This window comes from Neorhizobium sp. S3-V5DH (assembly GCF_004343065.1).
Lineage (GTDB): Bacteria > Pseudomonadota > Alphaproteobacteria > Rhizobiales > Rhizobiaceae > Neorhizobium > Neorhizobium huautlense.
Window position 1 is genome coordinate 168,495 of record NZ_SMCL01000001.1, and the last position, 13,890, is coordinate 182,384.

The window sequence follows — 13,890 nt, forward strand, 5'->3', positions numbered from 1 at the left end:
ATTTCTTCCGGGAGCGCATGAGACATAACCTGACCTTATTTTTCAGCAGTGTGCGGCGCTTGCAGTTCCGCGTGAGAGAGGTTACCGAAACGTAAACTCCCGCGTATTGGGGAATGAGTAGAAGAAGGACCGGCAGTGAGCGGTTTGGAAACGGCCATCAGGAACGCGCTGGATCGCTCCAACAGAGCGGACCGGGAAACCAGGGTTCGTATTTATCAGTCGGCGCGGCAGGCGCTTGATGCCGGCCTTCGCAAGCAGGGCGTGACCGATCGGCTGATCATCATGCAGCAGCATGAGTTGTTGGAAGAGAAGATCCATCAGATCGAGACGGAGGAAGTGCGTCGGCTGACTGAGGCAGCGCCACCGCCCGAGATCGAACTCGAGACCGAGCTTCCCTATATCCCCGCCTCCGAGCCGGTTGCGCCGCCCGTGGTTGTCGCAGCTCAGCAGCGGGCAGAGCTCGGGCCGGACGTGACGCTCGGTGGCGAAACGCGCTCTGCCGCATTCTCAACGCCCCACGCCGCTCACCACGTTGCCCCCGTCACCTCCGAGGCCTCGCCCGTGGCGCCGGTTGCCGCACCCGTTACGACATCCGCGCCGGAGACTTTCGTGGCGCGAGAAGGTGATCTTGGCCGGATTGCAGTCGATCGTGATGAACGCATTGAAGCTGGACCGCCGGTCAAGGAGTCGAAGACGGGAAAAGCCGGGAAAAGCCGGCCCGAACCCTCCGGCACAGGGCTGGACGTGCCGCCGGAGCGGGCCGCCAAACCGCGCAAGCGCCGCAGTTTCCTGTCGCATCTTCTTACGTGGCTGATCACCCTAGGCGTTGTCGGTGGCGCCTGCTGGTGGTTCTACCAATCCGGAATGGTCCAGTCGTTCATCGAGGAGGCAATGAAGGTTGCCGACCAGTCTCTGAGCCGTCAGCAGACCGGGCAGGAGGCAGGAGGTTTCGATCCGCGCAATGGTTTTTCCGACGATTGGGTGGAAATTTTCGTTCCTTCCGGTATCGCGAAGCTGAAGCCCGCCGGTCAGGCGCGCGTCGAAGCCGTGGCCGGAGCGGAGGGACAGGCGGTCCGTATCCTCTCGACGACCACTGGCGAGGGAGGCGACGTCTCAATTGAGGTGCCGGCCGAAGTGCTTCGCGAAATGGCCGGCAAAAGCTCGACCGTGGCGCTGACGTTGCAATCTGCGCAGGATCGTTCCGTGCAGCTGTCGGTACGTTGCGACTTCGGAAGCCTCGGCAACTGCAGCCGTCATCGCTTTACCGCCACGCAGGAAAAGCTGGAGGCGCTCTTCCGCGTCACGTTCGAGCGCTCGCTTGCGCCGAATGCCCCCGGTCACCTGGTCATCAATGCCGGTCTTGACGGGCCTGATCTGCCCGTACTGCTTTATTCGGTCCGCATCCTGCCGGGACAATAGTCCTTATTTCAGGAATTTCGGGCCCTGGCCGAGAATCTTGTGGTCGATCTCACCAATGGCGCTCTTGTCCTTGCCCTCGTAATCGAGCGCCAGCAGCATGTGGCGAATGACATTGAGCCGGGCGCGGCGCTTGTCGTTGGCCAGCAGGATCGTCCAGGGCGTCTCCTGCGTGTGGGTCTTTTCGAGCATGATGTCACGCTTTTTGGTATAGTCGTGCCACTTGTCGAGCGCGGCGATGTCCATCGGCGAGAGCTTCCAGATCTTCAATGGATCGTGCCGGCGGTCGTGGAAGCGCTTGAGCTGCATCTCGCGGCCGATATCCAGCCAGAATTTGAAGAAGATGATGCCCTCGTCGTGGATCGTATCTTCGAACCGCGGCACTGCCTTTAGGAAATCCTCGTATTGTTGGGGCGTGCAGAAGCCCATGACCGGTTCCACTCCGGCCCGGTTGTACCAGGACCGGTCGAAGAGGACGATTTCTCCCGCCGTCGGAAAATGTGCGACGTAGCGCTGGAAATACCACTGCCCGGCCTCGGTCTCCGTCGGTTTATTTAGAGCAACGACGCGGGCCGAGCGCGGATTGAGATAGGCATGGATCGAAAAGATGGTGCCGCCTTTGCCGGCGGCGTCCCGCCCTTCGAACAATGCCATTAGCCGCTTTCCGGTGGCCTTCAGCCAGAACTGCACTTTCACGAGCTCGATCTGCAGTTGTTCAAGCTGCTTTTCGTATTTGTCCTTGTCCATCTTGTCGTCATAGGGATAGCCGCCCGAGGCCAGGGACGCGTCATCGATCCAGTCCGGCAGAACGGGATCATCTATGTCGAACCGTCTGAGCTTGCCGTCGATTTCCAGATTAACTGCCCGGTTCCCTGTCGGATCCGCCATGGTTTATCCCTCCGATGTGCTGGTTTCCCCATATGTAGAGCAGCTTCAATGTTCGGGCACTATCGGGCGGCCATCGTTTTTTGCGCCGACCGCTGCGGGCGATGTATATCTGTCATGCAAGGGGTATATGTGCGCGTGTTCAATATCAAAAACAGCGAGTCGGATCGTGGAGTCGGCACAGGCGAAATGGCGGGAAAGGTTTGGTGGGTTCACGGCGCGGGCACGCCAGGAACGCCCCCTGCTGCTGCTCCTGACGCTGGTTGCCACCCTTGCTCTCGTTGCCGGAATGCAGTGGCCGGGCGTGCTTGCCGGCTGGTTGCTGCTGTTGCTGGCGGTGGTGGCCCGCAAGCCGGCCCAGGCTCCGGCGGCAGAGCGGCAGATGGTGATTGAGGTGGAACCGGTCTTTGATCCGATGCCGCAGGTGGCCGCAACCTTGGCCGCGCTGGACATGCCGGCATTGGTGCTCGGCCAGGATGCCATCATTCTTTTTCAGAACAAGGCGGCAGAAAAGGCTCTCGGAGCGCTGCCCGCCGGTTCGCATCTTTCCGCGAGACTCCGCTCGCCTGGTATTCTCGACATGGTGCGCGAAACGATCGCCACCGATGAGCCGAACCAGATCGAACATTCCGAACGGCTGCCGTCCGAGCGTGTTTACACATTGCGTATCGCTCCGATCGATTTTGGCCGGGTAGGCGATCAGCCTGATCAGGCGCCGCAGAAACTCTACCTCCTGTCGTTCAAGGACATCTCGGAATTGCGCCGGATCGACCGAATGCGCTCGGACTTCGTGGCAAATGCCAGCCATGAGCTGCGCACCCCGCTTGCTTCGCTGCGTGGCTTCATCGAAACCCTGCAGGGGCCGGCGCGATCCGACCCTGCCGCCCAGGAACGCTTCCTTGCGATCATGTTCGACCAGGCCACGCGCATGAGCCGCCTGATCGATGATCTCATGTCGCTTTCGCGCCTTGAGCTCAAATCACACATCGCACCGGATCAGACGGTCGATCTGAAGCCGCTGATCGGTCATGTCCGAGACGCACTCCTGCCTCTTGCCGAAGATCTTGGCGTGGAGATCCGCACTCATCTGCCGGAGGGCAAGGTCGAAGTGCTGGGCGACCGGGACGAACTTGTGCAGGTTTTTGAAAACCTGATCGAGAACGCCTGCAAATACGGGCAGGAGGGCGAGGTTGTCGATGTCTATGTCCGGAACGATCCCACGGAGCCCGTCGAGGTAAGCGTCGTTGACCGCGGGCCGGGCATCCCCGCCGAGCATGTCCCGCGTTTGACAGAGCGGTTTTATCGGGTCAGCGTGGCAGACAGCCGCTCCAAGAAAGGCACCGGTCTGGGGCTTGCGATCGTCAAACACATCCTCACCCGCCACCGCGCCCGGCTGATTGTGAAGTCCGAGGTTGGCAAGGGAAGCGAGTTCACCGTCAGGTTTTGACATAAAACCAGTCGCATCCAGGATACGAACGAGATTCATCGTTTAATTTCAGTTATTTAATATGTCATAAATGTTTCACCGAACTGACATAAAAGAGACGGGCAATAGCCGTTAAGACAAGCGGGCTGAACGCCGGCGAGAGCGAGAGCCGGTGACCTCCGTATTCACACAAGCCCCATAATGGGAGATTCCTCATGAACATCATGAAACTTTCTGCGGCAGCCCTGGTGGCCTCTGTTGCGTTTGCCGGCGCTGCCGCCGCACGCGACCAGGTTCAGGTTGCTGGCTCCTCGACCGTTCTTCCCTACGCAAAGATCGTCGCTGAAACCTTTGGTGAAACCTTCCCGGACTTCAAGACGCCGATCGTCGAGTCGGGCGGTTCGGGCGCCGGTCTGAAGGAATTCTGCAAGGGCGTCGGCGAGGCTACGATCGACATCGCTAATTCCTCGCGCCCGATCAACAAGAGCGAGATCGAGGCCTGCAAGGCAGCCGGTGTCGCAGATGTCCAGGAAATCCGCATCGGTTATGACGGCATCGTCTTCGCCGTCGATTCCAGCAACGGCGACGTGAAGGTCGAGCCAAAGGACCTTTACAAGGCACTTGCCGCAGAGGTCGTCGTAGACGGCAAGCTCGTTGCCAACCCTTATAAGAACTGGTCCGAAATCAACCCGACCCTGCCGAAGGGCCCGATCGCCGCCTATATCCCGGGCACGAAGCACGGTACCCGCGAAGTCTTCGAAGAAAAGATCATGGCGCACGGCTGCAAGGACGCTGGCGCTCAGGACGTCATCAAGGCCGCCATCACCGATGCCAAGCAGGCAACTGCGAAGTGCGTTGCAGTCCGCAAGGATGGCGTGGCTGTTGACATCGACGGCGACTACACCGAAACCCTGGCCCGTATCTCCGCCAACAAGACTGGCCTCGGCGTTTTTGGTCTCGCTTTCTACGAAAACAACGCCGACAAGCTAAAGGTCGCGACCGTCAATGGCATCGTTCCGTCCACGGAAACAATCTCTTCGGGCAAGTATCCGGTCTCCCGCCCGCTGTTCTTCTACGTCAAGAAGGCGCATCTCGGCGTTATCCCGGGCCTGAAGGAATATGTGGAATACTTCATCTCCGACGACATGGTCGGTCCTGAAGGCCCGCTGGCCGAATACGGTCTCGTAGCTGCTCCGGACGATCAGCGCGAACAGGTCCGCAAGGACTTTGCCGCCGGCAAGACGATGTAATACCAAAGGCCGGCGCCGCTTCGCGGTGCCGGCCACTTTTCTGTCGGAGGTTGGGTGCCCGGCCGGCAAGTGAGTTTGTTGCTGAGATTGTTGCGCTTGCGCGACCGCGAATGCGATCGGCTCCGATGAACGGAGCTGGGCGGTGATGGATTGCCGCCGAAGGCGGTACGCCGGGGGATTTTGATGAGTACATCATTGATATTGTTGATTGTGGCGATAGTCGGCCTCGCCGGTTACGGGATCGGCGCACGGCGTTCGCTGGCCATCGCCGGAGGGCTTTCTTCGAAGCTTCATTCGAGGCCCGGTTATTATGGGTCTTTCGTGGCCGTATGTGCCATCGTTCCAGCCGTTTTTATCCTTTTTGTCTGGCTGGTTGCCAGCCCGGCCGTTATCAGTTCCTCGATACGCGGGTCCTTTCCCGAAGAGGTGAAGGCGCAATCCGAAGCAGAGCAGGGACTGGCATTCGGAATGATCACGTCGATCGCCCGCGGTATGAACGTCCTGAGCCTGGAGGAGATCGACCGGATCGGCAGCAATCCTGTCGAGCTTCGCTCGGCACTCGGCGCCAAGGGTGTTCCGCTTGCTGGCGATCCGCAGCCCTATATGATCGAGGCCGCCGGAAACCTGAACACCATGACCTATGCCAGCCGGCTGGCGATGACTGCCGTCGTGGTGGTGTTTTCCGTGCTTGGTGCAGGTCTCGCCTATCGCAGGATCGCGCCGCGTTTCCGTGCCCGCAACCGGGTGGAAAAGGTGATCCTTGTCAGTCTGGTCGTTGCATCCTCCATCGCGATCCTGACAACCGTAGGTATCGTTTTGTCCATGCTGACGGAAGCGACGCGCTTCTTTACGCATGTACCGGCGTGGGAGTTCTTCTTCGGCACCGTCTGGGATCCGCGTTTCGCGGCGGCCGGCTCCGGGGGTTCGGAGGGCCAGTTCGGGCTGATCCCGCTCCTGCTCGGCACCCTCTATATCGGCTTCGTTGCTATGCTTTTTGCCGTGCCGATCGGTCTCTTCTCTGCGATCTACATGGCTGAATATGCGTCGCCGCACGTCCGGTCGACCGCCAAGCCGCTGCTGGAGGTCCTCGCCGGCATCCCGACCATCGTCTACGGCTTTTTTGCCCTGACGACGGTTGGCCCCTTTCTCAGGGACCTGTCCTCGCAGCTGAACGGGCTGGTAACCGGTGACTATTCGAACTTCATTCAGGCACAGAGCGTTCTGACCGCCGGCTTCGTCATGGGCATCATGCTGATCCCATACGTCTCGTCGCTGTCGGATGACATCATTACTGCCGTACCCCGCGCCCTGCGTGACGGGTCTCTCGGGCTCGGCGCCACCCGGTCGGAAACCATCAAACGTGTCATCCTGCCGGCGGCACTGCCCGGTATCGTCGGCGCATTGCTGATGACCGCCTCGCGTGCGGTCGGCGAAACCATGATCGTGGTTCTTGCCGCCGGCGTTGCCGCCCGCATCCAGCTCAATCCCTTCGAGCCGATGACGACGGTGACCGTCAAGATCGTAAACCAGTTGACGGGCGACCTCGAATTCACGTCGCCGCAGACGCTGGTGGCCTTCGCACTCGGTATCACGCTCTTTGCCATCACGCTTTGCCTCAACATCTATGCACTTTACATCGTGCGCAAATATCGGGAGCAGTACGAATGACCGATGTGGTTTCTCCCGTCTCAGGTATTCCCAAGACCAAGGCCGGTCGCAGGGATATCGGCATCAAGCGCCGCTACGCCGCCGAGCGTCGCTTCAGGGCCTATGGTGTCGCCGCTCTTTCCTTTGGCATCATCTTTCTGATGCTTCTCCTGTGGTCGGTGGTCTCAAAGGGCTACACTGCCTTCCAGCAGACGATGATCACCATACCGATCGAATTCTCCGAGCAGACCATCGACCCGCAGAACGAACGTGCCGCAAATCCCCAGAAGCTGATGACCGCGAACTATCCGGTCGTCGCCCGCAATGCACTTGCCAAGACGCTCGGCGTCAGCGTCGATGACCGTGTGAAGATCCGTGCTGTCGGGCAGTTGTTGTCTGACGGCGTGCGTACCCAGCTTCGCGACATGGTCGTCGCCAACCCGGCGATCATCGGAACAACTCAGAACGTCGCCTTGCTTGCTGCCGGTGATATTGATTCTGCCTTCAAGGGCCAGATCAATCTCTCCGTTGCCGAAGGGAACCGCAAGATTTCGGACCAGCAGGTGACCTGGATGAACCAGCTCGCAGAAAGCGGCGTGCTCGCCAAGCACTTCAATACGGGGATCTTCGTCAACGGCGCGTCAAGCCGGCCGGAAGCTGCAGGCGTCGGCGTCGCGCTGATAGGCTCGTTCTACATGATGCTGATCGTTCTGGTCCTGTCGCTGCCGATCGGTGTTGCTGCTTCGATATATCTTGAGGAATTTGCACCGAAGAACAAGTTCACGGACCTGATCGAGGTGAACATCAACAATCTCGCGGCGGTCCCCTCTATCGTTTACGGATTGCTGGGACTGGCTGTGTTTATCAACTTCATGGGCCTGCCCCGCTCCGCGTCTCTCGTCGGCGGCCTGGTGCTGACCCTCATGACCCTGCCGACGATCATTATCGCCACGCGAGCCGCTTTGAAGGCGGTGCCGCCGTCGATCCGGGCAGCCGCCCTTGGTCTCGGGGCGTCGAAGATGCAGACGATCTTCCACCACGTCCTCCCCCTCGCCATGCCTGGTATCCTGACCGGCACCATCATCGGACTTGCTCACGCACTCGGAGAGACGGCGCCGTTGCTCCTGATCGGCATGGTGGCATTCGTGGCCAACTATCCGGCGACGCCGCTCGATCCTTCAACGGCATTGCCGGTCCAGATCTACATGTGGGCGAATGAGGCCGAACGTGCGTTCGTCGAACGTACCTCTGGAGCGATCATCATTCTGCTCCTGTTCCTCATCGTAATGAATGTTGGCGCAATTCTCTTGCGGCGACGCTTTGAGCGGCGCTGGTAAAAGGAGTAGGACACGATGAACATGATGTCAGAAGCAGCAGTTGAAAAGGCGCTGGATCAGAAGATGAACGATTCTTCCTACAAGATGATCGGCAAGGACGTGTCGGTCTATTACGGCGAAAAGAGAGCGCTTTTCGACGTCAACCTGAACGTCCGGGAAAACACGGTGACTGCCCTCATCGGTCCTTCCGGTTGCGGCAAGTCCACTTTTCTGCGCTGCCTCAACCGCATGAACGATACGATCGAGAACTGCCGCGTCACGGGCAGGATCACACTCGATGCCGACGATATCTATGATCAGAATATCGATGTCGTTGAATTGCGCGCCCGCGTCGGCATGGTTTTCCAGAAGCCGAACCCATTTCCGAAGTCGATCTACGAAAACATTTCCTACGGCCCACGTATCCACGGTCTGGCCAGAAACAAGGCCGACATGGATCAGATCGTCGAAGCCAGCCTCCAGCGGGCCGGCCTCTGGACCGAGGTGAAGGATCGCCTGCACGAATCCGGCACCGGCCTCTCCGGTGGTCAGCAGCAGCGTCTCTGCATTGCCCGCGCGGTGGCAGTGTCGCCGGAAGTGATCCTGATGGATGAACCCTGCTCGGCGCTCGATCCTATTGCAACCGCCAAGGTCGAGGAGCTGATCCACGAACTCCGGGCCAACTATACGATCGTCATCGTGACGCATTCGATGCAGCAGGCGGCTCGCGTGTCGCAGCGCACTGCCATGTTCCATCTGGGTCAGCTTGTCGAAGAAAACGACACAGACAAGATGTTCACCAATCCGGACGACCAGCGCACTCAAGATTACATCATGGGCCGTTTCGGCTGATCTGCCGACTGCGCCGCCCGACAACCCAATATCGAGGACTAGACGATGGCATCGACCCATATCCTGTCGGCCTATGATGACGAACTGAAATATTTGAGCCGCCGTATCTCCGAGATGGGCGGTCTTGCTGAGCAGATGTGCGCGGATGCTGTGCGCGCCCTGGTGAATTCGGACTCGGCTTTGGCTCAGAAGGTCATATCGGATGATGTGATCCTCGATCATGCTGAGCGGGAGATTCAGGACAAAGCTATCGTCACGATCGCCAGACGCCAGCCCATGGCTGCCGATCTGCGCGAGATCGTCGGCACGCTGCGCATAGCAGCCGATCTCGAACGCGTCGGCGATCTGGGCAAGAACACCGCCAAGCGTGTCATCGCGGTGCAGGGCACGGGCGTGCCCCGCAAGCTTGCACGCGGCATCGAGCACCTTTCCGATCTGGCGCTGGTACAGCTCAAGGAAGTGCTGGACGTCTATGCCAGCCGCTCGGCGGAAAAGGCCGAAGCGATCCGCATCCGCGACGAAGAGATCGACGCGATGTACACCTCGCTGTTCCGGGAACTCCTCACCTATATGATGGAAGATCCGCGCAACATCACCACCTGCACGCATCTTCTCTTCTGCGCCAAGAACATCGAGCGCATCGGCGACCACGCCACCAACATCGCCGAGACGATCTACTACATGACGACGGGCGCCCAGCCGGAGGGCGAGCGCCCGAAGGACGATACATCGAATACGCTTGGCGCGATCACCGAATGACGGAATGCTGATGGAGCAGAGCTGAGATGCTGCCAAAAATTGCTGTGGTGGAAGACGAGGAAGCGCTGAGCGTGCTTCTTCGCTACAACCTGGAAGCTGAAGGGTATGAGGTCGAGACGATCCTGCGCGGCGACGAAGCTGAAATCAGGCTTCAGGAACGCACTCCGGATCTCCTGATCCTCGACTGGATGCTGCCGGGCGTCTCAGGCATCGAGCTTTGCCGCCGTTTGCGCATGCGCTCGGAGACCGAGCGCCTGCCGATCATCATGCTGACGGCCCGCGGCGAGGAAAGCGAACGCGTTCGCGGTCTCGCAACGGGTGCGGACGACTATGTGGTGAAGCCGTTTTCGACGCCGGAACTCATGGCGCGCGTCAGGGCCATGTTGCGGCGTGCCCGGCCGGAAGTCTTGTCCAGCGTGCTGCGTTGCGGCGATATCGAGCTCGATCGCGAGACCCATCGCGTGCATCGCAAGAGCCGCGAGGTTCGCCTGGGCCCGACCGAATTCCGCCTGCTGGAGTTCCTGATGGCCTCGCCAGGCCGGGTTTTTTCTCGCTCGCAGCTTCTCGACGGCGTCTGGGGTCATGATATCTATGTGGACGAACGCACGGTCGATGTGCATGTCGGTCGTCTGCGCAAGGCGCTCAACTTCTCCAACATGCAGGATGTCATCCGCACCGTTCGCGGCGCCGGTTATTCGATGGAGTCCTGACGGGCGGCGTTGCTGATCGGGCTTGTTTAACCGGTCTTGCTGATCGGGTCGGCCACGGCCTTGGATTCCGGTGACCCCTTGAAGCGCAGGAAGATCGACAGAACCACCAGCACCGCAGTCGAGAGGAATTCGGATTGCCAGTTCTGGAAGGATTCAAACCAGAATTGCGCGTCTCCCAGATATTGCCAGAAAGGCATTGTCGGCTGCCCGTGCATGGCGGCTTCCACATTGGCAGCCTCGAAGCTGTAGCGAAGATGCAGCACGAATGTGAGCAGGAACAGCAGGCCGAGCGCGATCCCGAGCGAATAGGAATAGAGGCCGCGAATGAAGGAGCCCGCCTTTACCGGCCATGGCGCCTCGGGATCGGGTAGATGCTTCCGCGGATCTTCATCCTGCGGGTTGGGTTGATCCGGATCCTTCGATTCCGCCGAGCCCTTTTGATAGAGCATCGCCGTCAGCATAACATAGGCGGACATCTGCAGAAATTCGCTCTCCCAGTTCTCGAAGATGGCGGAGAGAAAATGTCCAGAGGTGAGATAGTCGACAGCCGAGAGCGCGACCTGTCCGTGTTCGGCGAGTTCGTCGTTATGAACGCTCCACCCGGAAATAAACGTCCCGCCGATCGTGGCAAGCGCCGCCACCATCAGCACGATCGTCAGACCGTTAGCTCGCAGGAAAGACATGATCGAACCTTCAAACCGTGATCGGATATCCGCATCAACGGTTGATGACATAGAACGTTCCATGCCGGTTCTACGAGCAAAAACAGAACGTTGATCGGGGATCCTACGTGGGTTGGCCAAGGTGCCTAAGGCGTTGGGAGACCGTTATCCGGTGGTAGCTGCCTTGGACCATTCCGGCAGCGGAAACAGCCGGTCATAGGCCCAGTTGAAGACGAAGGCATAGATCACGTAGAAAACTGCGAAGGATATATCCATTGTCAGCGCCTGAATGAGACTCACGTCGAGATACCAGGCGATCAGCGGCAGCAATACGATAAGCAGGCCAAGCTCGAACAGGATCGCATGCGCTATCCGCACGACAGGGCTCTTTTGCGTGCTGCCGGTCAGCCGCCGCATCAGGTGGTCGAAACCGATATTGTAGAGGTAGTTCCATCCCGTTGCCAGCGTAGCTGAGCCAATCCCGACAATCCCGATATCTTCCACCGGCATGCCGAAAGCTATGGCGCCGAGCGGCGTGACAAGAGCGAGCCCGATCAGTTCGAAGCTGATTGCGTGGCGGATGCGGTCGCGTGTGGAACGCATGGTAACCTCCAGGGAGCCCTGAACCCAAGGTCCTTGTTCTTACCGGGTCGTCCCGATGTGATGCCCATGAGGGGGAGGTCGTCCTCGCGCACATCAAAATAGGCATCATCTAACGACGAGGCAAGCGCCGGAAGACATGGCTGCTATGCGGAATGAAGAAAGCGGGCAAAAGCCCGCTTCAATTCCCGTCTCGGAGCGTACCGGTCTTATGCCCGGGCAGCAGTCCTGCGGCGATCGTGTATCGGCTGATAGGCAAGCCGTGCGTGGTAGCTGCAATAGGGGGAGGAGTCCGGGGATTCGCAGCCGCAGAAATGGAAATCTTCCTTCAACGGGTCGCCGACCGGCCACTTGCAGGTGCGTTCCGTCAGCTCGGTCAATGCAAGGCGACGGGAGATAGGCACCACCACGTTGGAAGCCGGACGGTATTCCATCTCCTCGAAGGCTTCGACTTCGATCTCTTCCTTGACCACGGTCGCGCCGACGGCACGGGCGACTGTCCGGGTCGCGACGCGAGATGCATAATTCGGTGCCCGAGGCGCTGAGGTCGTCCGCTTGGCCGCCGCGCGGCCCGTAGCGACAGTGCCCCCAGCCTTTGCCCGGCCCGGCAGGCTGAGGCGGTGCACCTTTCCGATCACGGCATTACGGCTTACGCCTCCGAGTTGTGCGGCGATCTGGCTGGCGCTCAGACCTTCCGACCACAGTCTCTTGAGTTTCTCGACACGCTCGTCTGTCCAATTCATGCCCGTTCTCCGCCTTTGAACGTTGTCGGCATGCAGAATCCTTCCACCTTTGCCGCAGACATCATTCCGCAGCACCCACTACATATATGTTTGAGGTGACTAGTTCCGCCGCATGCAGTCTAGTAATTGATCTTTAACCTAGTGTGAGGCTGACTCCGTGGCAAGAGTCGCGGGATTCGCAGAGAATCGATTTCTTGGTTTTCCCCAACTTGCTGTCTGGAAGAGTCATTTTTGTCACATGGGCAGGCGTTGCCTGTTTTCGGTTGTAGTGCGGCAGAATGCCGAGCTTTGTTGACATCCGGGCCTTAAACATCGATAGTGCGGCTGGCCGCCCATTGGGCGGCATTTTTGATTTTTCAGGCTGGTTCGCTGGTCTTTAAGCTGCCTAGAGGAGTGATGTCGCCATGGCTGAAGCCACGCTTTTCGACACCTTTGCCCGGGCCCCGTTGCGTTTTGAGCGTGGCGAGGGTGTATGGCTCGTGACGGAAGGCGGCGAGCGATATCTCGACTTCGGCGCCGGCGTTGCCGTCAATTCGCTGGGACATGCTCATCCGCATCTCGTCGAGGCGTTGAAGGCGCAGGCAGAGAAGGTGTGGCACACGTCGAACCTCTATGAAGTGCCCGGTCAGGAAACGCTGTCTCGCCGCCTGACCGACAATTCCTTCGCGGATAAGGTGTTCTTCACGAATTCCGGAGCCGAAGCGCTGGAATGCGCAATCAAGACGGCCCGCCGCTACCAATATGTGAAGGGCCATCCCGAGAGGTTCCATATCGTCACCTTCGAGGGCGCGTTCCACGGCCGCACGCTGGCGACCATCGCCGCTGGCGGACAGGCGAAATATCTTGAAGGCTTCGGTCCGAAGGTGGAAGGTTTCGACCAGGTTCCGTTTGGCGATCTCGACGCTTTGAACGCTGTAGTTGGCGAAAAGACAGCCGCGATCCTTATCGAACCCATCCAGGGCGAGGGCGGCATTCGTCCTGTACCCAAGGAGTTCCTGCAGGCGCTGCGCAAGATCTGCGACGACAACGGCCTTCTGCTTATTTTTGACGAGGTACAGTGCGGTGTGGCCCGTACCGGCAAGCTCTTTGCCTATGAATGGTCGGGCGTGGCGCCGGATATCATGGCGCTTGCCAAAGGTATCGGCGGCGGTTTCCCGGTCGGCGCTTGCCTGGCGACGGCCGAAGCGGCGTCCGGTATGACCGCCGGCACCCACGGCACGACCTATGGCGGCAATCCGCTTGCCATGGCCGTCGGCAACGCCGTGCTGGATGTCGTCCTGGCCGAGGGTTTCCTCGATCATGTTCGCGACGTTTCGCTCGTTTTCCGTCAGGGTCTGGCAAGCCTCAAGGATCGGTTCCCCGATATTATTGAGGAAATTCGCGGCGAGGGGCTGTTGCTTGGCATCAAGGCGAAAGTCCCCGCGGGTGATCTGGTCGGCGCGATGCGTGGCGAACGCCTGCTGGGCGTTCCGGCGGGCGACAATGTCGTGCGCCTGCTGCCACCTCTGACCGTTACTGCGGAGGAGGCCCGAGAAGGACTTGCTCGCATAGAGAAGGCGGCGGAAAAGCTTTCCGCGTCGTTGATGAAAAAATCGGCCTGAGAAGGTAGAAGGGGGCGCCGTTT

At 59.6% G+C, this 13,890-nt stretch carries 13 protein-coding genes; 9 read left to right on the forward strand and 4 right to left on the reverse strand.

Going from position 1 to position 13,890, the window contains the following annotated elements; translation table 11 throughout:
* The first annotated feature begins 135 nt into the window (after window positions 1-135).
* On the forward strand, window positions 136-1,419 hold the full coding sequence (locus tag EDE09_RS00865; RefSeq protein WP_132408369.1) for a hypothetical protein: 1,284 nt from the start codon (window positions 136-138) through the stop codon (window positions 1,417-1,419).
* Between the two features lie 3 nt (window positions 1,420-1,422).
* Here the strand turns inward: EDE09_RS00865 and ppk2 are convergent, their stop codons facing one another.
* Window positions 1,423-2,304: a polyphosphate kinase 2 gene (gene ppk2 / locus EDE09_RS00870; RefSeq protein ID WP_132408371.1), complete on the reverse strand. Its 882-nt coding sequence runs from the start codon at window positions 2,302-2,304 to the stop codon at window positions 1,423-1,425.
* Between the two features lie 166 nt (window positions 2,305-2,470).
* Between ppk2 and phoR the strand changes: the two genes are divergently transcribed.
* From phoR to phoB, 7 genes are all read left to right on the forward strand, one after another.
* Window positions 2,471-3,748, forward strand: a complete 1,278-nt coding sequence (gene phoR / locus EDE09_RS00875; RefSeq protein ID WP_245505050.1) for a phosphate regulon sensor histidine kinase PhoR — start codon at window positions 2,471-2,473, stop codon at window positions 3,746-3,748.
* 194 nt (window positions 3,749-3,942) lie between these two features.
* Complete coding sequence (locus EDE09_RS00880) at window positions 3,943-4,977, forward strand: substrate-binding domain-containing protein (protein WP_105370531.1); 1,035 nt, start codon at window positions 3,943-3,945, stop codon at window positions 4,975-4,977.
* A gap of 183 nt (window positions 4,978-5,160) precedes the next feature.
* A complete protein-coding gene (pstC, locus tag EDE09_RS00885; RefSeq protein ID WP_105370532.1) occupies window positions 5,161-6,645 on the forward strand; it encodes a phosphate ABC transporter permease subunit PstC in 1,485 nt (494 codons plus the stop codon).
* Window positions 6,642-7,961, forward strand: coding sequence for a phosphate ABC transporter permease PstA (gene pstA / locus EDE09_RS00890; protein ID WP_105370533.1), 1,320 nt, complete (start codon window positions 6,642-6,644; stop codon window positions 7,959-7,961). Before pstC ends, pstA begins: the two co-directional genes overlap by 4 nt.
* 15 nt (window positions 7,962-7,976) lie before the next feature.
* A complete protein-coding gene (gene pstB / locus EDE09_RS00895; protein ID WP_105370534.1) occupies window positions 7,977-8,792 on the forward strand; it encodes a phosphate ABC transporter ATP-binding protein PstB in 816 nt (271 codons plus the stop codon).
* Between the two features lie 45 nt (window positions 8,793-8,837).
* Window positions 8,838-9,551 carry a phosphate signaling complex protein PhoU gene (gene phoU / locus EDE09_RS00900; RefSeq protein ID WP_105370535.1) on the forward strand — a complete coding sequence of 238 codons (714 nt, stop codon included), beginning with the start codon at window positions 8,838-8,840 and terminating at the stop codon, window positions 9,549-9,551.
* 26 nt (window positions 9,552-9,577) lie between these two features.
* On the forward strand, window positions 9,578-10,261 hold the full coding sequence (gene phoB, locus EDE09_RS00905) for a phosphate regulon transcriptional regulator PhoB (protein WP_105370536.1): 684 nt from the start codon (window positions 9,578-9,580) through the stop codon (window positions 10,259-10,261).
* A gap of 26 nt (window positions 10,262-10,287) precedes the next feature.
* Here the strand turns inward: phoB and EDE09_RS00910 are convergent, their stop codons facing one another.
* The 3 genes from EDE09_RS00910 to EDE09_RS00920 all read right to left on the reverse strand — a co-directional run bounded on the left by EDE09_RS00910 (window position 10,288) and on the right by EDE09_RS00920 (window position 12,266).
* Window positions 10,288-10,944, reverse strand: a complete 657-nt coding sequence (locus EDE09_RS00910) for a DUF6766 family protein (RefSeq protein ID WP_132408892.1) — start codon at window positions 10,942-10,944, stop codon at window positions 10,288-10,290.
* Window positions 10,945-11,088: 144 nt separating this feature from the next.
* Window positions 11,089-11,526 (reverse strand): PACE efflux transporter, encoded by a 438-nt coding sequence (locus tag EDE09_RS00915; protein WP_105370537.1) that lies wholly within the window; start codon window positions 11,524-11,526, stop codon window positions 11,089-11,091.
* A 206-nt stretch (window positions 11,527-11,732) separates the two neighbouring features.
* On the reverse strand, window positions 11,733-12,266 hold the full coding sequence (locus tag EDE09_RS00920; RefSeq protein WP_112797390.1) for a GcrA family cell cycle regulator: 534 nt from the start codon (window positions 12,264-12,266) through the stop codon (window positions 11,733-11,735).
* 404 nt (window positions 12,267-12,670) lie between these two features.
* Between EDE09_RS00920 and EDE09_RS00925 the strand changes: the two genes are divergently transcribed.
* On the forward strand, window positions 12,671-13,867 hold the full coding sequence (locus EDE09_RS00925) for an aspartate aminotransferase family protein (protein ID WP_112797388.1): 1,197 nt from the start codon (window positions 12,671-12,673) through the stop codon (window positions 13,865-13,867).
* Window positions 13,868-13,890 lie beyond the last annotated feature (23 nt).